The organism is Labilibaculum euxinicum (assembly GCF_963678175.1).
In the GTDB taxonomy this organism is placed as follows: domain Bacteria; phylum Bacteroidota; class Bacteroidia; order Bacteroidales; family Marinifilaceae; genus Labilibaculum; species Labilibaculum euxinus.
Window position 1 is genome coordinate 2,669,073 of the sequence record NZ_OY782756.1, and the last position, 24,452, is coordinate 2,693,524.

Genomic DNA, 24,452 nt, shown 5'->3' on the forward strand with positions numbered 1-24,452 from the left:
TTAGGCAGACTGCCGTTACCGCCAATTTTAGAAATGAATGCATGGAGAAAACTATTTACTCAGGAACAAATATTCTAACAGACAATTGGTCATTACAGGTCATAGCTGATTTTCTTTCCGCAAAATGTGACTCATCACAAGATTGGGGGTGGATTGGGACAAATACCAAGACTGTGTATAATGGCACAATAAAAAGTGGTGCTTTTCAGATAGACGCCTTGGTGGCTCTTTTAGAGCAGATTCTATTTGCAAATAAGATTTATGTAATGAAAGAATGGATTCCTCTATGGTATGGAAGAGGGACAGACCTTGATTTACTATATTCAGAATCCCAAACGGGGATTATTGATTTCTTACCAACATCAGGAGTTGATATTTCAGAACCAAAAAATGTATGGACAAAAGAATTACTTTCTAATGAGAAAATAAAAGAGAAGTTTTCTGAAGGAATGGAAGATTTTAAAAATGGCAAAGAAAACTTCTGGTCACAAGTGTTAAATGGCATCTCTGAATATTTAGCCTTTTCATCTGTAAATAATTTGACTTATTCACCACACCCTGCTCGTGCTGGGTATTTGAAATCAACTGTTTGGGAAATATCAAATGGATATGGATTCCCTACTTCTGGAATAAATAAATTTAATCAAATTATAAATAATAAAAGAATTGCTCTAGGTAATAGAATTGGTTATGATGATATTCTGACTAAGCTAAATACACAAATTCCTTCGGCTGCGATGTTGTGTATTGCAGATTCAAGCCCGACTTGTTCTCCAATACAGGTTGCTTTACAAATGAGGAATAATGACGAGGTTAAAAATCTTCGTAATATCCTTCATAGCTTAACTATAGCGATAGGGAAAGCAGAAATAGGACTGTTAGGAGTAAATCAAGAAGTTGATTTTTATATTAAAGCATTTGAAAATGCATGTTTGGAGGCGGAAGGTATTATGAAGATACCAACAAGTTTGGGAGGTCAAAATAAGCCTGGATACATAGATATGGAATACTTCAATTATGAGAAGCACAGAGGCGAAAACCTATTGAAATCAACAGACATATCCAAACATTCAGGAATTATTACGCGTTTATTAAATACTGGAACAAGCCATTCTCGGAAAATATTTGAAGCCAAATTGAAAATCACAAATTCACAGGTTTACAAACACCTATTTCATTGGCATAATACAGACTTCTTTACAAAGGTTGAATCCAAAGAAAATATTAATTTATATAAAATCGTCATGGAAGAAAATAATTACATAAATAAAGGTAATGCAGGAATAGTTGGCCCTGATGGGAAAATTATTGACTCAAAATTTGAACAGTCAATTAATATTAATGAAGAAGGTAAAAGTGAAATAGAGATAATTTCAAATGAACTTGCAGAACTTCTAAAAAGTTTAAAGGAAAGTGCAACAAAGCCAGAACATTTTTCGGCTTGTGCTATTGTTGCAGAGGCTCAAGAAGTAGCTCAAACTGGAGATAAAAATAAGACATTTGAAGTTTTAAAAAAGTCGGGAAAATGGGTCTTTGATACTGCCACACAGATTGGGATTAGATTAACTGCAGCTTTTCTAAAGGAGACAGTGATGAAATAAAAACTGGCGGTAACAATATATAAAAAATAATAGCCGAGATAGTAGTGAATTCAGGGGTTGTAGCCCGCTTCATCTCCATCTCGGTTTGATAGGTTTGAAGCACGCAATCGCCTACTTGCCATATACTAAACATTGTGGTTAATATTTCCCAGACCTAAAAAAAGTATAAATGAAAAGAACATCAACAATATTAATTTTTATTGCCCTTTTAACATTAGTTAGTTTCAAATCTTCATGGGTAAAAAACATTGAAATACTTACTGAAAAAATTAAAAAGGAGAGTATTCTTGTTGATCAATTTGAAGATATCAAGAACAAAGACCGTTACATGAAAATGGAATTGCTCAAATCTGGTAAATACAAGCTTCTAAAGACGGAGTTTTTTAATAGAACTACTATGCAAACAAAAACAGAATTCTATTTAAGGGATTCTGTATTCTTAGAATATAAATGTTCAGGATTAGAAAGCAGATTTGAAACAAAGAGTAATAGTTTTTATTCAATAGTTTTCGAGGATTTTTATTATTTTAAAAACAATCAGCATGGAATAGTAAAGGAAAGAGAAATTAGAATAGGTTCCTTTAAAGAATCCAATAAAGCCCGAATCAAATTAAAGGATAAGGAGTTTAAAACAAGAGAAATGACGGAAGAAGATATAATAAAATTACAAGGTGAATATAACAGCTTGAGTCTTTTATTAAAATAATACTAACCACAACAAAAGTAACCGTTGCACAACCAACTAATATTTCAAAACAGATATAATTAAAGCTCTAAAAACATGTGAATTCACATGATTTTAGAGCTTCCTTTTTTAGGTTAAAAATCCAGAAACTCTAAATTATTGAGAGCTTAAAAAGGATTTTTCATTTTTATGTATGCTTAAAACCGCTATATTTAAAATTGAATTGAGCAGTTTGATTGGTTTTAGACAAACTGCCGTCAGAGCTAAGTATACAGTAACTTTGAAATTAAATCTGTAAAATTAAAATGTTCGTTATAAGAAATATATATAATCCTTATTGTCCTGCTTTTTTTCTCCTGTCAGAATTTTGTAAATGAAACACCAAAAGGGAATTTGATTCCTAAGACAGTAGACGATATGGGTATGATTCTGGATGCTTTCGATATCTTTGAACCCAATGCAATTTCGTTTGGTCATGTAAATCAGACTTTAATGACTGATGACTGCAAGCTTCCTGAAGATGTTGCCTCTTCTGCAAATCCGGCTGTTGTAAAAAGTTATACTTGGGCGAAGCACTTATTTGATGTTTCGAAGAATGATGGGAATGGCATTTCCATTAATCATGTTGCTTACATAGTATTTATGAGTAAATAAAAAACCTCCCGAAAAGAGTATCAATCACACATTTTGTAGGATTGTGTTTCCCAATTTTTAAACAATCTGTCTTATGGGCAGCTTTTTGTTTTTATTATTTTTTCGAATCAAATGTTAAAAATCGTTTGTCATTTGCATAAAATGCTTAATCAAAAAAGAGTGGTGAAAATTTTAAAAAATGAAAATTTACTTCACCTATTTTCTAATTTGCGTGAGTTTATTACTTGAAGTAGTAAATTAGGAGCGTCATTAGAGTGAATTAATTTCAAATAGAATAGTGAAAGATTGGCTAAACTACTCATAAATACAACCATTTTAGAAGAATTGTTTAAGGAACACTATAACAGTTTGTATTATCATGCCCAAAGTTTTTTAAACAACTCCGAAGTTGCGAAAGATATCGTGAACGATTGTTTTGAGGAAGTTTGGAACAAGCGCAATCAATTGGATATTTCCTATTCCTTAAAATCATTCCTGTATAGTATGGTCAGGAACAGATCTTTAAATTACCTGAAACGACAAGAAGTGGAGAAAAAATACATCAGCAGAACCTTACACAGTTCCGGATATGGTGAAGACGAATATCAGGATTATGATTCCGTACTGGATGAAATTAGGAAAGCCATTGAGGAATTACCCCCCCAAGGCCGAAGCGTATTTAAAAAATGCTTTATCGAAAATTTAAGTTATAAGGAAACTGCTGAAGAATTAAATATCTCTGTGAATACCGTAAAAACACATGTAACCAATTCCCTAAAAAAATTGCGTCACGATCTGGACCGCGATTTATTGTTGTTTTTTCTTCATGTTTCGAAGAAAAAATAAAAAAGAATTCACCCATTTCATTTTTTCCTTGTGTTGTTTTTGTAAGACGAGGATATTCTACATGTCTCAAATCTGATAATATTATAAGAAAGATGAAAAAATCATATAATCATGATCAATTGGAGGAGGTTTTTCAAGTACTGAAAAATCCTCAAAAATATGGGTCTAACTTCTTTCAAAAATACGAGAGCAACCAGCAAATGCTCGATTTGTACAAAGAGTTGCGGCAATACAAAGAATCCGGACAGAAGTTAGAGCAGATTGATGCTCCAAATATTGGTTTGGAGTGGCAAAAGCTAAATTACAAATTGAAAGAGCAGCAAAGAAGAAAGAGAGGCTGGATGATAGCAGCAAGTGTTGCTGTCTTATTATCCTGTGCATTCATTTTTCAATTTGATAAAATTGTCGGACGACTGGATCAGGATGGAAATCAGCTTGTACAAATAGAAAAAGGAAACAGCAAAGCTTTATTAATTACGTCCGGTGGGAATGAGTATCGTTTAGATGAGGGCATCAATAAAATAATCTCCGAAAAGGAAGGGGTGCAAATTCACACCGATTCAAACCATGTAGTTCAGTATGCAGGTTTTGCAGGAAAGAGTAACGAAAGCAAGTTGGCTGATATGTACAATACTTTGAAGGTGCCGCGCCTGGGAGAATATCAACTGGTTTTATCTGATGGAACAAAGGTTTGGCTAAATTCAGAATCAGAACTTCGTTATCCTGTGAAGTTTACCGGCGAAACAAGAGAAGTGGAATTGCTTGGGGAAGCATACTTTGATGTTGAAAAAAATCCCGACAAACCTTTTTTAGTAAAGACAAAGAGTACAACTACGCGTGTTTTGGGGACAGAGTTTAATGTGAGTGCTTATCCCGGCGAGGAACTAAATATTACATTGGTTGAGGGAAGTATTGTGCTCAATTCAAAACAAATCTCAGGTAAGGTGCAATTGATACCAGGCGATAATGCCAACTTGAAAATTGGAGGTGATAAAATTTATGTTTCGCAAGTTGATGTGAGAAAATATACTGCTTGGAGAGACGGGTATTTCTATTTTGAAAAAGAACGCTTGGAAGATATACTAACAAAGTTGGAACGTTGGTACGATTTTAAAGTTTTTTATCAAAATCCGGCGGTGAAAGATTACACCTTTCGAATGCGGGCTGACCGGAATGAAGATTTTGCAGAAATTGTCAGAAGGCTGGAGCAAACCGGCAGGATAAGCATGAAATTGAAAGGAAATGTAATTGTGGTTTCTGATGTTAATAGATAACCCCTAAAAATGATATAATGCTGAAGTCCCCATCAGGGGATTTAGGAGTGAAAAAAGGGATAGTTGGAGCTATCCCTCAAAATTTAACCGTTCATCCTTGGAGGGATGAACTATTGTTTAATCATCATCACAAATTTATGAAAAAAAAACTAACCCACCTTATTCCGAATTGGGATAGGGCAAAAACCCGACAGTGGCTTATGAGACTTACTGTATTAAAAATGATTTTGTTGATGAGTTTACTAACGACCTATGCGCGGGTAAATTCTCAAATGATCATTTCGAATTTAAAATTGGAAGAGGTAGAACTCTCCGAGGCTTTGGAGAGAATTGAAGAATTGACAGATTACGATTTTGTATTCTCTTACGATGATGTAGAAGGTTACCAGGTATCGGTTGATTTGGAATCTGCAACATTGGAGGAGTGCCTCAGTAATCTATTTCAAGAATTACCATTTACTTATACTACAGATGGAGATGTAGTAATTATAAGCTACAGAACAAAACAACCAGTTAACGAAGCAGAACAAAAAAAGAAAGAAATTAAAGGTAAAGTTACCGACGAAAATGGTATTCCACTGCCAGGAGTATCAGTTGTTGTTAAAGGGACTACAAATGGTACAGCAACTGATGCAAATGGTGATTACTTTATTTCTTTTGAAAATGAAAATGCGGTACTGTTATTTTCCTTTGTTGGAATGTTGCAGCAAGAGATCACTTATAATGGACAGACCGATTTAAAAATAGTTTTGAAATATGATACGGCAAATTTAGATGAAGTTGTTGTAACAGGATATCAAGTGATCGATCGTAGAAAATTGACAAGTGCAGTTGCTTCTGTTAAAGCAGAAGATATTTTGGTGACAGGAGGGAATACTATTGATAAAATGCTTGAGGGACATATTTCAGGTATGGCTGTAAGTACAAATTCAGGAGAGGTTGGAGCTGTACCAAAAATACGAATCAGAGGTACCTCTACCTTGATCGGGAATCGTGAACCATTGTGGGTTATTGATGGTATTGTTGTTTCTGATCCGGTAAAAATATCTCCGGAAGAGTTGAATGACCCTGATTACGTAAATCGCATTGGAAATGCTATTTCAGGCTTGAATCCTCAGGATATCGCAAGGATCGATGTTTTAAAAGATGCTTCGGCTACGGCTTTGTATGGAACAAAAGCAGCCAATGGTGTAATTGTAATTTCCACTAAAAAAGGTCATGCAGGAAAACCAGTTGTTTCCTTCAATACTAATAATAGTTATAAGTTACGACCTCGTTATTCGAACCGCAATATTAATTTAATGACTGGCAGGGAAAGAGTAAATTTTTCCCGTGAGCTTTTAAATGATAATTATGGGTATTCAAATACGGTTTCCTGGGTCGGTTACGAAGGTGCGTTACGAAGCTTATACGCAGGAGAAATTGGCTACGATGAATTTAACAAAAAGGTCTCTTCGTTGAAGAATACAAATACCGACTGGTTTAAAGAATTGACTGAAGACTCATTTTCGTCAGACAATACAGTTAGTGTTACAGGTGGAACAGATAATATCCGTTACTATTCTTCTTTTGGATACTCGAACAATAATGATGTTATTAAAGACAATACGAGCAAACGTTATACGGCGATTCTAAATTTAGATGTGAGATTTTCTCCTGCTTTTTCTACCTCATTTGCTTTTAATGCAAATAAAGGAAAGCGCAGGTATTATCAAGATGAAATTTCTCCTGTTAATTATGCCTACAATACAAGTAGATTAATAACTCCGGAAGACAATTATATTGTTGGTGATGGCTACGTGTATAATATCTTGAATGAATTAGCTAACAGTGGCTGTAAACAGGAGAGCAATAACTCTACCTATCGTATCAATATGAATTTTTCTCCTAAAGATTGGTTATCATTTAATGGAATATTTTCATATACACAGTCCAATACTGACATTAATTCTTATTGGGGGGAGTCTACTTTTCATGCTTCGGAATTACGTAGAGCTAACCTTGGTGATAAAATTGATTCAGAATACAGCGAGTTGCCATTTGGAGGTGAATACACAATGAATCAAACCCGGAACAATTCTTATACTGCACGTTTGCAGTCTAATGCAAATAAATATTGGGGAGAGTCGGAACAGCATAATATTAATGCCACGGTGGGCTTCGAGATGAATTCTGACAGGTACAAAGGGTACCTTAATAGCACAAGGGGCTATTATCCTGAGAGAGGAATGCAGTTTGCTGTAGTTTCTCCGGCTTTATATCCTGCCTATGCAAATTGGCAAAGTGAGAATTTACCTGTTGTAAGTGATAACCTTTCTAATGTACTTTCCTTCTATTCGAGTGTTTCCTATAGTTATAAAAATTTGTTTACCGTGAATGGTAACATGCGTTACGATGGGTCAAATAAATTTGGAAGCAAAAGTAACGACAATCTTTTGCCTGTGTGGTCGGCTTCGTTTTCATACAATCTGAATGAGCATTTGAAAAGTTTTACAGGAATTTTTGATGAGTTGCTTTTGAAAAGTTCGTATGGTTATCAGGGAAATATGTTGAGTGGTCAATCACCGGAAATGATTATTTCAAAACAGCCATATGATACACATTACAATGAATATGTATCGAAAGTTTCTATATTCCCTAACGAGAATTTAAAATGGGAGCGTACGGGTTCCTTTAATTTAGGTCTGGAGTTTTCGATGTTCAGCCACAGAGTAATGGTAAGCAGTTCTTATTATCATAAAGAAACAAAAGACGCCTATATGCAAAAGAAGATATCCGGCGTGAATGGTTTAAGTTCGACTGTAGTAAACGGGGGGCAGATTATTAACTCGGGCTATGATGTTTCAATTACCGCGATACCTGTAAAAACTGAAAATTTTAAATGGTACTTGTCTGCTTCAGGTTCCTACATGGATAATAAAGTGAATACACTTCCTTCTGCAGAGCAATACGATTATACAGATTTTTTAAAAGGAACCGCTACGGTAAAAGGGAAATCGGTTAGTTCCTTTTATTCCTACGATTTTATTGGCTTAAACCCAAACGATGGGGGACCAATGTTTAATGATTTGCAGGATAAGAAAGAAACTTTGTATGGCATCGACAATTATGATGTATTCATGAAGGTAATGAAATCAAGCGGACGTAGAGAACCTATCGTAACAGGAGGTTTTAATACAACGTTAGAGTATAAAAACCTGAGGTTGAACGCTAATTTTGCCTATAGTTTAGGGGCAAAGACCCGCCTTTTTCGTCTGTACAATCAAACAGGATCAGAAATTCGACCAGAAGACAATATAAACAGGGAGATGCTTAACCGATGGCAACATTCTGGTGATGAAAATGTGACCAATATTCCTGCTGTTATTAGTCCGAACTCAAGTGCATATACTGATTATCAGTACCATTGGTCAGGATTCACATCTGGGCAGGTTCCTACTATTGCCAATAGCTTGTGGGAAATGTATGATTATAGTGATTTACGGGTAGTGAGCGCCGATTATTTAAAATGTTCAAGTCTGTCTTTAACGTATTCATTCCCAGAATCAACGATTTCACACTGGGCGCTATCCAGATTAGAAACCTCTTTCCTGGTTTCCAATCCATTTATTCTTTGTTCAAGTAAATTAAAAGGACAAACCCCAACGCAAAGTGGATTTACTGATATTCAGCTGTCAGAGCGTCCTGCATTTACTTTGAGCCTTAGTGTATCATTCTAAAAGTTTTACGATTATGAAACGTCCATGCCAAAGCGATTTTGACACACAGGGAGATGATTATCTCCGCATGGTAAGTTCCATATGGCAATTAAAAAACAAATTATAATCATATGAAAAAATATTTAATAATATTCCTTCTGTTTGCACTGGCCTCCTGTTCTAATTTTTTAGAGGAATACTCGCAGGATCAGGCATATGTTAAAGGGTACAACGATCTTGATGAATTGCTGTTAGGCAATGCCTACATGTCACGTAACGATGTGCAATCTTATCAGTGGGGAGTTCGGGAAGGTCTTTATTACCCTTATATACACTTTATGGCAGATGAAACCGAGCAATATATACAGGGTGATGATTATCTCCCTAAAGCGGCATGTTATGCTTTATCTGGATATTATACCTGGCAGCAAAAAGTAACACGGAATCCCGATGGGGGCGATAGCTGGGACGATTCTGCAGATTGGAATAATTTGTACAGTCATATTAATTCTTTGAATGTTATTCTTTCATCGATTAATGATTTTAAAGGAGAAACAGATACCGACATTCAGAACATTAGCAGAATAAAAGGAGAGAGTTTATTTTTACGGGCGGCATACTATTTTGTGTTGACAAATCTTTTCGGAGAGGCCTACAATCCATCTTCTGCTGAAACTGCATTAGCGGTCCCCTTAAAAACTACACCCTATATCGAAGATCTTACTTATACACGAAGTACAGTTGCAACAGTATATCAGTTTATTGTTGAAAATCTATTGGATGCAGAAAAAGCATTGGAAGGAGTTGAGCATCAATCATTATATCGAGTTGACGTGAATGGGGTTCGATTATTGCTAAGTCGGGTTTATTTGTATATGCAGGATTATGAGAATGCAAAGATTTATGGACAAAAAGTATTGGATGCAAAAAGTTCGCTTCAAGATTTAAACACATTTGCAGGCGAAGAATTTTTAAATCCATCCTCTCCCGAACTGATTTTTTCCATGGGGGCAGCATCAATTCCAGGAAATATTGCTGTAAGCACCTCTCTTTTTTCCAATAATTTTCAAATCTCTGCAGATTTGTACAATTCTTATGAGCCAGGAGATTTAAGAACAACGTATTATGTGGTAAAAGAAGGGCAAATTACATACCTGAAAAAAATGACAGGAGCTGATTTTGAAACCAAAGATTTATCGGATAATTTTGTTCTCAGAACTTCAGAGGCTTACTTAAATTTGGCTGAATCTGCTGCTTTTTTGAATGATGACAATGTGGCAAAACAAGCTCTAAATGAATTAAGAAGCAATCGTTTTGCCAGTGATTTGTATGATAATTCAAAAGTAAATAACCTTACTCATGACGAGTTAATTTATTTTATCAGGGATGAGCGTCGCAGGGAGTTGTGTCTCGAAGGTCATCGTTGGTTTGATTTACGCCGGTACAATGTGGTTTCGGAATATCCCAATACAAAGACACTAACTGCATCATATACTTATTTTGAGGAAGATCCCAATACATACAAATATATTCCCTCAGCGAGAAGATCATATGTTTTGCCTCCCAATGATCCTGCTTATACCTTGCCTATTCCTCAGGTCGAATTAGAGTACAACAAAGGAATGAAAGACAATAGGAGAGATGCTAGAGACGGTTTTAATGAAAGTTTATAATACGATTGATATGAAAAATATATATATAATTTTGTTTTGTCTGATTTTATGTAATTCGTCGTGTAGTGAAGACGAAGCCTATCTTGAAACAGACTATCCTCAAGAGAATATTTTTGCCCCTGCCCAGGGAGCTATGGATGAAGAATCTTTGCTTAGGAGGGAATTTTTTAATGCAACGGGAGTTTACCTACTCTTTAATGATACCTTAACTACCTATACTGTTACATCTTTGGCCGGGGAATCAGTTGTTGTAAATGAGGTTTTTAATCCCGGCTATTCTATGACCAGTTCATCTTCAGGTAATAAATTTGAATTTAACTACTATGATGATATCGAACTTCAAAAGTTCGCATCTGATTTCGTCAAAGAGGAAATTCTTCCCAAAATCCCAAAGGAAATGCATCCGTTTTCATTTTTACTAACAAATAGCATGTTAGTAAGCAAAAAAGAATATGGATATTATTCTGAACCGGAATTAACTAATTTCTATAACGGCTTACAGGGTACTGCTGTTGCTCTGGGTGATTTAAGTATTTTAAATGAAAACGAGAGAAAATCTTTGGCCTCGGATCTATTAAAAAATCTAATTATTGCGCAGATAGATAAAATTCCTGCAGCAGAATTTGAAAAGTTTTACAATTACAGTAATGAGTACTATGATATCTACCCGTGGAATGTTCCAAATCCATACCAATCAGTAGGATTACTAATGACTTATGCTGATGATTGGTTAGTAACCTTTAATACTGCGAAGTATGATCTGAGAGCCTATATTGAGGAAGTTTTTGCAATGAGTGAAGAAGAATTCAGAACAAAATATGCTGAATATCCTATTTGCATTGAAAAGATGGAAGAGCTGATAAAAGTGTTGGGATCGTACGGAATAGTAGTATATGAATAAAAATCCATTTAAAATTTTTTAAAATATAATTATGAAGAATATTTTATTGGTGATTTTGTTGTTTTGTTCATCTCTTCTTTTTTCACAAGAAGGGGTGAAGATAGAATCAATAACATTTAAAGAAGCTTTGGTTAAAGCAGAGCAACAAAAAAAATTGGTTCTTATAGATGGATATACATCATGGTGTGGTCCTTGCAAATGGATGAAAAAGCAGTTTAAATCTGCTGAAGCCGGTCTTTTTTTTAACAAACACTTTGTTTTTCTGGAATTCGATATGGAAAAAGAAGGAAAAACTTTGGATGAGAAATACAAAAAAGAAATTACAGCTTACCCAACGTTTTTAATCATTCGTCCTGATGGAGAAATCCAGCATAAAGTGGTTGGGGCTGATACACTATCTATCTTTATAAATATGGTCAAACGCGGTCTTACTAAAGAGACTTCATTGGATTATTTAGAACAGAATTACAGACAGGGAAAACTGAGTAAAAAACAGATGTTAGATTATATTAATGCTTTAACGGATGCTTCTTCAAAAAAAGAAGTCGCAGAAGTGGCAAATCAGCTTTTTGAGAACTTAACTGAAAAGGAAAGAGTAAGCATTGATTATCTGATATTGTATAATTGTATCGGTTATGCCGATTGGAACAGTGCCCGTTATGCATACTATTTACAGCATTACAAGGAGATTACTCCTATGATGGATAAAGAGAGTATTGCTTATGTGAAAATGGCTGCATTGTGGTCTCATTTTTATAATTACTTAACAGGAATGATAACTCCGGAAGAGAATTATGGGGCTGAATTGAAAAATGAAATTCCTTCGTTCAGAAGCTTGCTTGAAAATGCAGCAATTCCGGATCGAGATTTTTATTTAGCATTAGGAGATCTTTCTGAAGCCCAGTTCTTGAATGATAAAATTGCTTATGAAAGAGATTTTAACAAAATTTTATCGTTCCCTGTTGACGAAGAAGTTTACGATGTGCTTATGAAATCTTTGCATTTAGTTTGGGGAGAATCTTCAGAAACAATGAAAATAGAAAACAAAACAGGTCGAATGTTGGAGGAAAAATTAAACAGATCTTATGAAAAAAAATAAAATGAGCAGATTTACCATTTTAATTTTAGGGATCGTTACACTTTCTTTAAATGCGTGCAAAAACTCAAAGAAGGAATTTGAGATTACAGCAAAAATACCGGGAATGTACAATGGTTTAATTGTTGAATTGATTAATGAGGAGGATGGGAATAATTCTCTGATGGCAATTGATACTGTTGAAAATGAATCTTTTGTTTTGCATGGGAGTGTGCAGGAACCTGTGGCTGCTAAGTTGGTTATAACTAACCGGGCGTTGATTCCAGTGGATGCGTCTTATGAACAACAATTCGAAACAACTACTTCCTTATGGGTGGAAAATGTTAAAATGCAGTACAAAGCGGCTCATTTGGATAGTATCCCTCTTTCGTATGTATATCTATCCTCGCCGCTGTACAAGGAGGCGAATGTAAGTGTTGACGGAGGAAAAGGAGAGGAAATGTTTACAGCATTTCGTAATCAGTTGCGCCCTTATGAAATTGACTATTCTGAGAAGAGTATGCGATATTATTCGTGGGATGAAAAGAGTGAAGTTTCCAAGGAAAGTCTGTACAATGATTTACACAATGCACACCAGTCACTTCTTGCGGCTTACAAATCGTTTATCGAACAAAAAGGGGGTTCTGTTTCTCTATTCATAATGAGTAAATTTTTAGATGCAGAATACAGCTTTTCACAGGAAGATTTAGCCATATGGAGAAAGGTTGCAGGTGTGGTAGAAGGAGATTCAATTCGGGTATCTGAAATTAAAAAGAAGCTGGATGAAATGGCGCCGTATACAACAGGAACGCCTTTTCAGGATATTGATGTTTTAACCGGAAAAGGTAAAAAGTTAAGACTGTCTGATTTTATGGAAGAGGAAAAGTTTCTATTTGTTGACGTGTGGGCTTCGTGGTGCATGCCATGTCTTGCAGCTGTTCCTACTGTAAAACAGTTGCATTCTAAATACAATAGTAAGGTGAAATTTGTAAGTCTTTCTATTGATAAGGATGAAAAACAGTGGCGGAAAGCATTGGAAAAAGAGGACATGGAATGGTCTCAATTGCTGCGGGATACTGCAACCATGGATCAACTCGAAAAAGCTTATCATTTAATGAGTGTGCCAACTTTTATTTTAGTAGATAAAAGCGGAACAATTCGTCACGTTGGGCATGATCCTGGGGCGTTGGATATTATTATTAGTAAAATAATTAAGTAGAAAATTAATTAAGAGTTGTTTTAAATAAATTTTAGTTTTTAACTAAAGTTAATTTAAAATAATGCAGATTGAAAAAGAGGATGTGCAGATTGGCTCATCCTCTTTTTATGTAACGCTATTTTAAGACTAGTCATTGACTTCTCTTTGGGTAATTGGAAGCATTATCGCATTTTGTATAATTGCACTAGTACTATTTTTTGTATTCAAAAAAATATTGAAGAAGCTTTTACGAAAGAAAAACTTAATGAAATAATAGTTCATAATGATTTATTTATTTTTTCCAGGATTTGATTTGTAAATCAATGATTGTTTTTTTGTATCCACCTGATAAACGGGTGAATTGTTGATTCTTTTGTATTTTCCTTATGCTTTTCTACATTTACAGACTGAAATATGGAAAATCACGAACAAGATATCATCAGTAAGTTTAAAAGTGGAGACGAATCAGGACTCCGCCTCTTGTTCGATTTATACTATGTACCACTCTGTGCATATGCCCACAAATATTTTGATTCCATCGATCAGGCCGAAGACATTGTTCAGGAAGCTTTTATTACATTATGGGAAAAAAACAGGTTGATTCATTTTACAGGCTCTATTAAAGCCTACCTGTTTAGTATAGTAAGAAATAATTCCATCAATAAAATTAAACAAGAGAATCGATATCGGTTTGAAGAAATAGAGAACAAAGCTTATGGGATTATCGAAGATAAATTTGAATCCCAGGAATTGGACGAACGTAAGTCTAAATTGTATCAGGAAATTGATCTATTACCAAAGCAATGCAAAAAAGTGTTTGAAGCCATTGTTTTTGAAAAGATGAAATATGCTGAGGTTGCTGCCGAGTTAAATGTATCGGTGAATACCGTTAAAACACATTATTCAAGAGCCTTAAAACAATTGCGCAGCAATTTGGATATTCTTATCATGATCATGTTGCCCTAAAGTTCCAAGTCTAAAGTATCAAGTATAAAATGTATTGCTCCGTGCTTTAGCTCGGAGTTTCAGATTTCAGATTGTTTTTAAAGTCCTCTTTAGGATTAGGGGTTCTTAACCAGTTGTAATTATCTTTCGACTATTCAAGACTCTTCCAGACCCGAATTAACTCTAAATTCTTACCCTTTCAGGAAAATTTATAAAAAAAAATAAAAATTCTTGTCACCCTTTTTTATCATTTTCACTTATAGAGTTAAAAGAACAATAAAATGAATTTTTCAAAAGAACATATTATAGATCTTATCGCATCCTATCATCAGAATGCGATTTCAGATGAAGGGATAAAACATTTAGAGAATTGGTTGGCAGAAAATGAAACAAATGCCGAAGAATTTGCAAACTATTTGGCTTTGCTTAAGGAGAGTGGAGCGATAAGCAGTCTTACGGAAATAAAGACACAAGAGGCTTGGTCTAAAATAATTGGGGCAGTATCAGTAGCTAAGAAGCAGCCGAAAAACAGTAAATTACATTATTGGTTGCCATATGCTGCAGCAGTGATCGTGATGTGTGTGATAGGATATTTAATGGTGTATCAAGTTGAAAAAGATTACAATTTCGATGGAAATTACAATTTTGCCGAAATATCAACTATTGGTTCCAAAAAAGCAGTTTTAATATTGAACAACGGCAATGCAGTGAATCTGGAAGAGAATCTGGATAGCGTAATTGCTGAAGTTGATGGAACTTTGATTCAAAACGATGCGTCCAACGCTTTAACTTATAAGAAGAGCAGTTCACTGCAAAGCAAACTAATCTACAATCAGATTAACATACCGCGTGGAGGAGAATATTCGTTAACACTGGCCGATGGAACCAAAGTTTGGTTGAATTCAGAATCGTCCTTGAAATATCCGGTGCAGTTTATTGGTGAAATCCGTAAGGTGGAACTCACCGGGGAAGCCTATTTCGAAGTCGCTCATAATAAGTCGAAACCTTTCATTATTGAATCGCATGGTACCGAGGTGAAAGTGTTGGGAACCAAGTTTAATGTATCGGCTTACAATGATGAAGAGGATATTACAACAACATTGGTTGAGGGAAGTGTTCAGGTAAGTAGTCTGGGCAATTCTGAATTATTGGAGCCGGGTTACCAGGCAGTTGTTAAAAGAGGCAGCAATCAGTTTCAGGTAAACAAGGTAAATGTCGATTTGTATACTTCCTGGATAAACGGCGTGTTTCAATTCAAGAATCAGTCTTTAGAAGAAATTTGCCATCAGTTAAGCAGATGGTACAATGTAGAATTCTTTTTTACTGAGAATCAATATCGGAATTTACGATTTGCAGGAGCTGCCAAGAAGGACAGGTCGCTCGATTTTACTTTGGAAATAATTGAAAAAATGGCTGATGTTAAGTTTGCCGTAAAGGGAGATAAAATAATAGTAGGAAAACCCAATTAGCAAATGTCAATTTGCCGGGAGTTGCGGTGTTTTGACGGTATATCAATAAAAAAAAAACAGGAAATGCGGACACATTCCCTGTTTGAATAGAAACTATCCATTGAGTTATGAAATCAATGGCAGTATTAATCTAGACCCTAAAGTTATGAAAAAAAACCTGAAATGGCGGTGTTTATCACCAGCCGTTAGAAAAACCCTGCTGGCTATGAAGCTAAGTTTATTATTAATGTTGGTTTGTACCTTGCAGCTTTCGGCATCGGTATCCCTCGGTCAACAAGTTAGTGTTCAATCCGGAGAATCTTTGTTGGGAACTATTCTGGAAGATTTGAATCATCAAACCGGAACCATTTTCATGTACAACAAAGAGGATGTTGATGATCGCGTAAGTGTTGAATTGAATATGGATAGAGGAAGTTTAGAAGAAGTTCTGGATGAAATCTGCAGGCAAACTCCTTTAAAGTATGAAATAATCGAAGAGTTTGTTGTAATTACAAAGAAAGCTCCGGTAATTGATCAACCCGTTCAGCAAAAGAGAATTAATGGTAAGGTTACCGACAAATATGGGTCGCCTCTACCTGGTGTTTCTGTTTTTGTGAAAGGTACGACAACAGGTGTCGCTACTGATATTGATGGTAACTATACAATTTCTTTTGATAATGAGAATGTTGTTTTGGTATATTCTTTTGTAGGAATGCTTCCACAGGAAATTGCTTACAATGGACAAGCATTACTGAATATTACACTTCAGGCAGACTCAGTGCAAATGGATGAAGTGGTTATTACAGGTTACCAAACCCTAAGGAAAGAACGGGTTACCGGATCTTTTTCAAAACCGAACTTGGATGTTGTGCAAGACCGAACCAGTAGTATGAATGTATTAAATCGTTTGGATGGATTAGTGCCCGGTTTAGCGACAAATAATGCTCCAAATGCTGAAGGTATTTTAATAAGAGGTCTGTCATCAATTAATGCAAATCGAGCCCCGCTCTACGTTGTGGATGGAATTCAAATGAGTGATATTTCTTCAATTAATCCACAAGATATTGCAGACATATCAGTATTAAAAGATGCCACCGCAGCTTCGGTCTGGGGTTCTCGTGCTTCAAACGGAGTTATTGTTATCACCACAAAAAAGGGGAAGGCTAGTGATAAAATAAAAGTCACCTATGATGCTTTTGTTAATTTTCAGGGCAAACCGGATTTAAATTATTTGCCGGGTTTAAACAGTGAACAATTCATTCAAACAGCTAAAGAAGTTTTTGATCCGGTAGCAGTTCCCTATTCAGATGTGCTTAATTATGTTAATACAGGATCGCATGGAGTTCCCCCACATGAGGCCATATTATATGACCAATTTTTAGGAAATATTACAGATGCCCAAGCCAATGCAAAACTTAACAGCCTGGCATCCATCAATAATCTTCAAGAGATTTCTGATCTATGGTATCGCAATGCTTCTTTGATGAATCATACCCTCGCACTGTCAGGAGGTAGTAAATCTTATTCTTTTTATAGCTCCTTGTCTTATACGAATACACAAAGTAATCGGCCGGGTGAAAAGGATGAAGACTATAAAATAAATCTTAGACAAGATTTAAAATTAAATAAGGATATTCGCTTATACCTAATCACGGATCTAACAAGAACGGTTACAGAGGCAAAACGAACACTCGGTATAGGCAATCGTTTTTATCCCTACCAAAGGTTTCAGGACGCAGAAGGTAACAATCTTTCTATGCCCTATATGAGATATTTTAGTGAGCCGAACCGTGAGCAATTTGAACAGAGAAGCCGCATTGACCTGGATTGGAATCCACTTGATGAATTTAATTACGGCTATACAAAAGGGAATGATTTTTTGGCCCGAATTACAGGAGGTATAACTGTAGATGTGTTGCCCGGTTTAAAATTTGAAGGGGTTTATGGTTATGTTAGGGGTAATTCGAAAATCACAAAGTATGATGATGAAAAAAGTTATCTGGTAAGAGCTGAGGTGGCGCAATTTACAGTTGCCGATAGTCCAGAAGATACGCCCGTTTACTATCTTCCTACCACTGGTGGTAGATACTCGATCAATGATCAGTTTAGTAGAAACTGGACAATCAGGAACCAGATGACTTTTGAAAAAACCTTTATGGAGAACCATGAATTAACTGTATTATTTGGACAAGAATCCCAGGAACAATTAACTAAATTAAATGGGAGTACAGTAAGAGGATATAATGAAGCATTGCAAACCTTTTCTCCATTGAATTATGAGATTTTGTCAAAAGGAATCGGTGGAACTGTCGTCCCACAAGTTGGTGGTAGATCCAGTATAAATGCTGATTATTTTAATCAGAGAGAGCAACTAGTTCGTATTTCTTCTTATTATGCAAACATGGCTTATACTTTTGACAAGAAATATTCATTTAATGGAAGTTGGAGAATTGACGAAAGCAATTTATTCGGGCTTGAAAAGTCAGCCCAAAATAAACCGTCTTGGGGTCTTGGTTTTAAATGGAATATAAGTGATGAGAACTTTATGGGAAATCAATCCTGGATTAATCACTTGGCATTCAGGACTACTTTTGGTGTTACAGGAAATTCACCTACTCCCGGTACAGCTTCATCTTACGATATTATTCAGGCAAATGCTAGTTCCAGGTACAATAATGGACTTACAAGTAAGATTACATCACCTGCCAATAGCAAGCTTACATGGGAGAGCACGAAGACCCTTAATACTGGAATAGATTTTGCCTTGCTTAATAATAGATTAAGCGGTACAATTGATTTTTATTCAAAAAAGACCACGGATCTAATCGGATATTACCCCACCAATGCTTTCACCGGATATTCCGCTACTATAGGAAATTTAGGAGATATAGAAAATAAGGGGGTCGAACTTAGTTTAAGCTCTCTGAACATTCAAAAAAAGGATTTCAGCTGGACCAGTTTATTTGTACTCTCTTATAATAAGAATAAGATCACCAAACTAAATACAGAAACTCCTATTACAGGGGATTGGGAAAAGATCAACACAACCTTCCTGGAAGGCTATGAAGCTTTTGCCGTATTTGCATATAAATATGCTGGTTTGGATGAAATGGGCGATCCACAGATAATGCTGGCAAACGGAGATATTACCAAGGCTCCAAACGCCGCTACGGCGGAAGACGTTGTTTTTATGGGAACCGGGCAGCCAAAATGGAGTGGTGGTTTTTCAAATACATTCCGATATAAACAATTTAGCCTTTCAGCTAATATTGTTTACAACTTAGGATATGTAATGAGAAAGCCTGCTGAAAATAATTTTACAGGAGAGTTTGCACATCATACTGGTTCTACTGGAACCGGTGGAAATGTGTCAGCTGAAATCTTTAATCGTTGGAAAAAACCCGGAGACGAAGATATTACAAACATTCCAGCTTATATCACCAATAGAACTGAAAATAGCCGTAGAGATATAAATTATTATAATATGGGAGATATTAATGTATTTAGTGCTTCCTTCATAAAACTACGCGATATCACACTTTCATACGGTTTGCCTAAAAGCCTTCTCAGCCGGATTAATATTGATGAAATTATCCTAAGGGCACAAGTATCAAACATTATGTTGTGGAAAGCCAACAAGCACGGCCTTGACCCGGAATTTACTGGTTCGGATATTTATGATAATAGCATTATCACGATACCAGTAAATCAAAATACTTTAACATTAGGCCTTCGGGTTGTTTTTTAAAGATCATAAAAACATAAAAGACATTTATTATGCAAATAAGAACTAAATATATAAAAATAACAGCTCTATTAGTATTGATTATGCTTGGGCTGGGATCCTGTGAAGATAGCTTCCTGGAGGTTAAACCTAAAGGTAAATTGATCGCAGATAAAACATGGGATTACGACTTATTACTTAACAATCGTGATTTAGTCGATCAAATTTCGACTGCATCAATTGTTTTGGGTGATGAGATTGCTGCCATACAGCCTGAATTCCAAATTACAGATCTACATTCTTCACGTTCTTTCAAATGGGAGGATGTAATCTATGATAATGATGAAGATGCAGATGAAATGAAACAATTTATGATTATGCTTTATTGTTATAATAAGATTATAAACGAAGTCATGGATTCCGAAGGTGGAACTGAAGAGGAGAAAAAATCGATACGTGCTCAAGCTTTGGCCGGTCGTGCCAATACCTATTTATGGTTAATTAATTTTTATGGGAAGCCCTATAATGAGGTGAGTTCTGCTACTGATCCGGGATTTCCGATTATCACAGAATCAGATATTACATTAAATGATTTTACCAGAGCCAGTGTAAAAGATGTATATGATTTTATTGTCAATGATTTGGTTGAAGCCATCCCCGATCTTCCCCATATGGATGAGCGTATGCGACCGTCTGATGCATTCGCAAAAGCCTTACTAGGGAAAACGTATATGTATATGGGCAAATTTAATGAGGCTTTGCCCTTGTTCAATGGTTCTATTGCAGATTTGAGCAATGCAACAGTGCCGGTAGGTCTTTATGACTATAATGTAGAATTTTCCGATGGAGGAGCTTTCCTGCCAATCGGTTTTTTTGGTCCCGAATACCCAACAGTAGAGAGCTGTAAGGAAAGTATGCTCGGTTTTCAAATGATGAATGGCTGGTCTTACGTTTGGAATGAACTAGTACTTCCTCCTCAAACTGTGGCATTGTATGACAACTCTGACCTGCGATTGAATTGGTTTAGAACTACATATTTTCCATTCGGTAACTTACCGGAAGGTTTCTTAAGGAGATGTAGCCCCATGGCAGTATATGTTGGCTTTAATATCCCTGATCTTTACTTATATAGAGCAGAATGTAAAGCACGTCTGAATGAGCTTCCAGAAGCTGTTGAGGATCTTGAAACATTACGGAAACACCGAATGCCTCAGGAAGATGCTATTGTGCCTGTGGAAATTGCCAGTCAACAATTAGATCTTATTAAGTTTATACTGGATGAACGCATCAGGGAATTTGCATTACAAGGTTATCGTTGGTTTGATATGAGAAGACTGTCTGTTGATCCTTTATTCTCAGGTGCTACATACACCCATGTCATTTATACAGTCTCCGGAGAAATCGAGACAACCTATACATTAAGTCCTGAACGTTTAACCTTGCGTTTCCCTCAAAAAGTAATGGACCAAAATCCGGGAATGGAGAATAATCCTTAAATTTTTTGTAACAGAACCGTCCTAAAGTTTGATACCAAATTTGTCAGGCTTAAAGGCGGTTCTGTGCTAATATTGGATTGGCTAGTTTTCTAAAGACATTTCGACAGAGGAATTTTGGGAAAGACATTTCAATCTATTAAAATAACTATAAAAAGAAAATTATGAAAAAATTATTACTAGTGATTGTCGCATTTACATTTTCAGTGGGTGTATTTGCACAAGGAATTGAATTTGAGCACGGAACCCTTGACGAAGCCCTGGCAAAAGCAAAAGCTGAAAATAAAATGGTTTTCATGGATTGTTTTACCGTTTGGTGCGGCCCGTGTAAATTTCTTTCAAGCGAGGTATTTACTCAAAAAGAAGTGGGAGATTATTTTAATGCCAACTTCGTGAGCATTAAAATGGATATGGAGAAAGGTGAAGGAATTGAATTGACAAAAAAATACGGGGTAAAAGCATACCCAACCTTATTGTGGTTAGATGCAGAAGGGAATATTCAACACAAAGCTATAGGTGGCATGTCGGTTTCGGCTTTACTTGAAGTAGCTAAAACGGCATTTGATACTGAAGAAAATTGGCGAAGTTTTACAAAAAAATACAATAATGGAGAACGCAGCATTCCTTTTCTTCAGGAATATATTTTAACAGCTAAAAATCTGCGTGAAGATGTTGATGAGGCTGCAGAAGCTTATTATGCCCAGCGGACAAACGAAGAATTGGTCAACGCTAAAGATCTTGAAATCATGAGTGCTACCATAAAATCTGTGAACGATAAAAAATTCATCTTTGTTATGGAAAATAGCGAAAAATTTAAAGATGTAGTTGGTGAAGCTACAATCAATAAATTTATTGAAAAGACCATGGAAAAAGATCTCAATAATGCGATGAAAACAAGAAATGAAGAGACAATTGCACAAAAGAAAAAAGAATTAATTAAAGTGGATGAGGAAGTTGCAAACAAACTATTTGCTCTAATGGAATTGGAACAATTATATAGCGATCCAGACGAGAACAAATTTTTCGATGCCCTTGCTGACTACGCTCTAAAATATGTATCTGATGATGCAAAAACCTTGAACCAATATGCATGGATGATTGTTGATGCGAAAATAGAAGTAAAAGAAGATATTTTGCAAAAAGCTTTAGAAATAGCAAAACGTGCGGTTAAACTGGATGAAGGCTTTGCCAATCTTGATACTTACGCTTATGCATTGTACAAAGTTGGAGAAATTGACGAAGCCATAAAAATGGCTAAAAAATCTGTAGATATGGCTTCCGAGGAAGAGAGAAAAAATTTATGGTCTCAAAAATGTTTGAACGGAGAATTATAAAATACATCAAAACATATTATAATAAAAAACCCGAAATTTTAATTTTTCGGGTTTTTTTATTATCAATTGAAAATTACAATTGTTATTGCAGGAGATAATGAGAAAGCTAAAAAAATAGGGAATGATTACTTAAAAAGGATAGAAGGGAAGAGTGATTATGGTACTATTTCAACAAGAGAATATATTCAATATCTGTTGAGTGAAATAAAATAGTTTTTTTGAAAAACGTTGGGGTATTTTAGGATAACAGAGGGTTAAAATTAGAGTAGGTTTTAGGAAAGAGTAATTGAAGAAATGAAGCTTTGCTTTATTATTTAGGATATTTACAATACACAAATGTGTTTACTTCCAGGTAAACCACGAGTTTGTTTTTGTGATAAGCAGATTTAAAAAAGAGAATCAGTAGTGTACAAGAGCGGAATGCTTATCCTGTTTCAAAATTATGCTTACTGCAACTTTTTGCAGTGCTTACCGCAAAAAGTTGCAGTAGCGATTGCAAAATGTTGCGGTAAGCATGAAATTTAAGGCCTGCAATTTATGGTACTTTAAATGATTCAGCATCCCCTTTAAATTTTTGCCGGGAGTGAAGATAATCTTCGATTTTTTAATGCAGTTGGCATTTACCTCTTCAGCGGTTTCTTTTCCCTCGCTGTTGATACTTACCCGGAAGTTTCCTACTTCGCCAAGTTTCACAGATTTACCATCGGCAAGCATAGTTGGAATAACATCAGTCAGGGCATAAAGTACGGCCCGGATATCGGCACCACTCACGGTACTTATTTTTTCTATGCCTTCAGTTAATTCCTCAATGTCAGCATTTCCACTGATCATGTTGCTTGCATAGTATTTTTTTTCGCCGCCACCTACTACACCTGGTTGGCCTCTTTCAATGACTTTAAAATTTATTGCCATTTGTTTTATGAATTTTAACCGTAAATGAATTCCCTTTGCCGTATTTGCCTCCAATACAATTAGTTACGATTTTGTTGTATATCACAGAACCCATCGGCCTCCTCTTCCAGTCTCACGCTCAAATCAGTCCGGTTGATGACCAGCCGGTGGGTTGCCTTTTTGTTCCGAAAATTAAAATCCTAATGGATCTCATATTTCAAAAATAGTTTTAAAATTAAGTCAAATAAATAGAAATTTAATCTGTCAAATGTGCCAAGTTTCCCCGATTCAGTAAATTTGAGTTGATTTAACACGTATTATTTTTTGTTGTTAATTAGGTGTAGGTGCCGGCAGCGGAAGCAGCTAATCCTATTCTAAATGTCTTGAAAACAACTGTTTTCTTCTTTCAAAAAAAATCCTATTTTTGCTTTCGCTAACCACGATCTAAAAACCCCAAATGCCCGAATCAAAAGATATACTTAATGAATTGATGCGTACCGGAAGTCGGAAATCTTATGAGGTATTCTTTAAGAAATATTATCAGGATTTGTTTTTGTGGGCAAATAGTATTCTAAAAGATTCGGAAGCGGCCGAGGATATTGTTCAGGATTTCTTTGTTGATTTTTGGGAGAAGAAGCGATTTAAATCGGTTACAAAAAATCTTCAGTCCTATATTTTCCGATCGGTTCGAAACTCATGTCTGAATTACATCAAACGCGAACAAAAGCTGATTCATGATATAGATCATTTGGAAAAAGAAGAGGTTGCCCCCAAAGCAAATGCCAATACAATTGAGAACTCTCAGCTAATTTATTCTTCCATCAACGAATTGCCGGAAAAATGCAGAGAAGTATTTGTGCTTTGCTGCGTACATGGATACACTTATAATGAAGCGGCAGAAGAACTGGGTGTTACCATAAATACTGTTCGTACTCATATGGTGCGTGCATTCAAATTCCTGAGAGAAAAACTCAAATCACCGCATCTGTTCTATCTACTGTTTTTTCATGAATAGACCTTTCCAAATCACTTC

At 35.6% G+C, this 24,452-nt stretch carries 17 protein-coding genes; 16 read left to right on the forward strand and 1 reads right to left on the reverse strand.

What is annotated here, in order from left to right; translation table 11 throughout:
• Positions 1 to 41 precede the first annotated feature (41 nt).
• The 15 genes from ACY0M5_RS10725 to ACY0M5_RS10795 all read left to right on the forward strand — a co-directional run bounded on the left by ACY0M5_RS10725 (position 42) and on the right by ACY0M5_RS10795 (position 22,528).
• On the forward strand, positions 42 to 1,601 hold the full coding sequence (locus ACY0M5_RS10725; protein ID WP_461629094.1) for a hypothetical protein: 1,560 nt from the start codon (positions 42 to 44) through the stop codon (positions 1,599 to 1,601).
• Positions 1,602 to 1,770: 169 nt separating this feature from the next.
• A complete protein-coding gene (locus ACY0M5_RS10730) occupies positions 1,771 to 2,307 on the forward strand; it encodes a hypothetical protein (protein ID WP_461629095.1) in 537 nt (178 codons plus the stop codon).
• Positions 2,308 to 2,679: 372 nt separating this feature from the next.
• Positions 2,680 to 2,940, forward strand: a complete 261-nt coding sequence (locus ACY0M5_RS10735) for a hypothetical protein (RefSeq protein WP_461629096.1) — start codon at positions 2,680 to 2,682, stop codon at positions 2,938 to 2,940.
• Positions 2,941 to 3,225: 285 nt separating this feature from the next.
• Positions 3,226 to 3,765 (forward strand): RNA polymerase sigma-70 factor, encoded by a 540-nt coding sequence (locus tag ACY0M5_RS10740; RefSeq protein WP_124991353.1) that lies wholly within the window; start codon positions 3,226 to 3,228, stop codon positions 3,763 to 3,765.
• A gap of 92 nt (positions 3,766 to 3,857) precedes the next feature.
• Positions 3,858 to 5,039: a FecR family protein gene (locus ACY0M5_RS10745; protein WP_461629097.1), complete on the forward strand. Its 1,182-nt coding sequence runs from the start codon at positions 3,858 to 3,860 to the stop codon at positions 5,037 to 5,039.
• Positions 5,040 to 5,056: 17 nt separating this feature from the next.
• Positions 5,057 to 8,758, forward strand: a complete 3,702-nt coding sequence (locus tag ACY0M5_RS10750) for a SusC/RagA family TonB-linked outer membrane protein (protein ID WP_461629098.1) — start codon at positions 5,057 to 5,059, stop codon at positions 8,756 to 8,758.
• A 110-nt stretch (positions 8,759 to 8,868) separates the two neighbouring features.
• A complete protein-coding gene (locus ACY0M5_RS10755; protein WP_461629099.1) occupies positions 8,869 to 10,410 on the forward strand; it encodes a RagB/SusD family nutrient uptake outer membrane protein in 1,542 nt (513 codons plus the stop codon).
• Positions 10,411 to 10,420: 10 nt separating this feature from the next.
• Complete coding sequence (locus tag ACY0M5_RS10760; RefSeq protein WP_124991356.1) at positions 10,421 to 11,311, forward strand: hypothetical protein; 891 nt, start codon at positions 10,421 to 10,423, stop codon at positions 11,309 to 11,311.
• 31 nt (positions 11,312 to 11,342) lie between these two features.
• Complete coding sequence (locus ACY0M5_RS10765) at positions 11,343 to 12,410, forward strand: thioredoxin family protein (RefSeq protein WP_461629100.1); 1,068 nt, start codon at positions 11,343 to 11,345, stop codon at positions 12,408 to 12,410.
• Positions 12,397 to 13,605 carry a TlpA family protein disulfide reductase gene (locus ACY0M5_RS10770; protein WP_461629101.1) on the forward strand — a complete coding sequence of 403 codons (1,209 nt, stop codon included), beginning with the start codon at positions 12,397 to 12,399 and terminating at the stop codon, positions 13,603 to 13,605. Before ACY0M5_RS10765 ends, ACY0M5_RS10770 begins: the two co-directional genes overlap by 14 nt.
• 393 nt (positions 13,606 to 13,998) lie before the next feature.
• On the forward strand, positions 13,999 to 14,550 hold the full coding sequence (locus ACY0M5_RS10775) for an RNA polymerase sigma factor (RefSeq protein ID WP_124991359.1): 552 nt from the start codon (positions 13,999 to 14,001) through the stop codon (positions 14,548 to 14,550).
• A 260-nt stretch (positions 14,551 to 14,810) separates the two neighbouring features.
• Positions 14,811 to 15,998 carry a FecR family protein gene (locus tag ACY0M5_RS10780; RefSeq protein ID WP_461629102.1) on the forward strand — a complete coding sequence of 396 codons (1,188 nt, stop codon included), beginning with the start codon at positions 14,811 to 14,813 and terminating at the stop codon, positions 15,996 to 15,998.
• Between the two features lie 205 nt (positions 15,999 to 16,203).
• On the forward strand, positions 16,204 to 19,725 hold the full coding sequence (locus tag ACY0M5_RS10785; protein WP_461629103.1) for a SusC/RagA family TonB-linked outer membrane protein: 3,522 nt from the start codon (positions 16,204 to 16,206) through the stop codon (positions 19,723 to 19,725).
• 80 nt (positions 19,726 to 19,805) lie between these two features.
• Entirely contained in the window at positions 19,806 to 21,197 is a 1,392-nt protein-coding gene (locus ACY0M5_RS10790) for a RagB/SusD family nutrient uptake outer membrane protein (protein WP_461629104.1), read from the forward strand.
• 161 nt (positions 21,198 to 21,358) lie between these two features.
• The gene (locus ACY0M5_RS10795; protein WP_461629105.1) at positions 21,359 to 22,528 is read left to right on the forward strand and encodes a thioredoxin family protein; all 1,170 of its coding nucleotides are present in this window, start codon (positions 21,359 to 21,361) and stop codon (positions 22,526 to 22,528) included.
• Positions 22,529 to 22,996: 468 nt separating this feature from the next.
• Here the strand turns inward: ACY0M5_RS10795 and ACY0M5_RS10800 are convergent, their stop codons facing one another.
• Positions 22,997 to 23,440, reverse strand: coding sequence for an HU family DNA-binding protein (locus ACY0M5_RS10800; protein WP_461629106.1), 444 nt, complete (start codon positions 23,438 to 23,440; stop codon positions 22,997 to 22,999).
• A gap of 436 nt (positions 23,441 to 23,876) precedes the next feature.
• Here ACY0M5_RS10800 and ACY0M5_RS10805 point away from each other — a divergent pair, with 436 nt between their 5' ends.
• Positions 23,877 to 24,434 carry an RNA polymerase sigma factor gene (locus tag ACY0M5_RS10805; RefSeq protein WP_461629107.1) on the forward strand — a complete coding sequence of 186 codons (558 nt, stop codon included), beginning with the start codon at positions 23,877 to 23,879 and terminating at the stop codon, positions 24,432 to 24,434.
• Positions 24,435 to 24,452 lie beyond the last annotated feature (18 nt).

What these genes read in the sequence shown, in the direction of transcription:
- ACY0M5_RS10725 (WP_461629094.1), top strand. Translation starts at nt 42, where the DNA reads ATGGAGAAAACTATTTACTCAGGAACAAATATTCTAACAGACAATTGG.
- ACY0M5_RS10730 (WP_461629095.1), top strand. Translation starts at nt 1,771, where the DNA reads ATGAAAAGAACATCAACAATATTAATTTTTATTGCCCTTTTAACATTA.
- ACY0M5_RS10745 (WP_461629097.1), top strand. Translation starts at nt 3,858, where the DNA reads ATGAAAAAATCATATAATCATGATCAATTGGAGGAGGTTTTTCAAGTA.
- ACY0M5_RS10750 (WP_461629098.1), top strand. Translation starts at nt 5,057, where the DNA reads ATGCTGAAGTCCCCATCAGGGGATTTAGGAGTGAAAAAAGGGATAGTT.
- ACY0M5_RS10755 (WP_461629099.1), top strand. Translation starts at nt 8,869, where the DNA reads ATGAAAAAATATTTAATAATATTCCTTCTGTTTGCACTGGCCTCCTGT.
- ACY0M5_RS10760 (WP_124991356.1), top strand. Translation starts at nt 10,421, where the DNA reads ATGAAAAATATATATATAATTTTGTTTTGTCTGATTTTATGTAATTCG.
- ACY0M5_RS10765 (WP_461629100.1), top strand. Translation starts at nt 11,343, where the DNA reads ATGAAGAATATTTTATTGGTGATTTTGTTGTTTTGTTCATCTCTTCTT.
- ACY0M5_RS10770 (WP_461629101.1), top strand. Translation starts at nt 12,397, where the DNA reads ATGAAAAAAAATAAAATGAGCAGATTTACCATTTTAATTTTAGGGATC.
- ACY0M5_RS10775 (WP_124991359.1), top strand. Translation starts at nt 13,999, where the DNA reads ATGGAAAATCACGAACAAGATATCATCAGTAAGTTTAAAAGTGGAGAC.
- ACY0M5_RS10780 (WP_461629102.1), top strand. Translation starts at nt 14,811, where the DNA reads ATGAATTTTTCAAAAGAACATATTATAGATCTTATCGCATCCTATCAT.
- ACY0M5_RS10785 (WP_461629103.1), top strand. Translation starts at nt 16,204, where the DNA reads ATGAAGCTAAGTTTATTATTAATGTTGGTTTGTACCTTGCAGCTTTCG.
- ACY0M5_RS10790 (WP_461629104.1), top strand. Translation starts at nt 19,806, where the DNA reads ATGCTTGGGCTGGGATCCTGTGAAGATAGCTTCCTGGAGGTTAAACCT.
- ACY0M5_RS10795 (WP_461629105.1), top strand. Translation starts at nt 21,359, where the DNA reads ATGAAAAAATTATTACTAGTGATTGTCGCATTTACATTTTCAGTGGGT.
- ACY0M5_RS10800 (WP_461629106.1), bottom strand. Translation starts at nt 23,440, where the DNA reads ATGGCAATAAATTTTAAAGTCATTGAAAGAGGCCAACCAGGTGTAGTA.
- ACY0M5_RS10805 (WP_461629107.1), top strand. Translation starts at nt 23,877, where the DNA reads ATGCCCGAATCAAAAGATATACTTAATGAATTGATGCGTACCGGAAGT.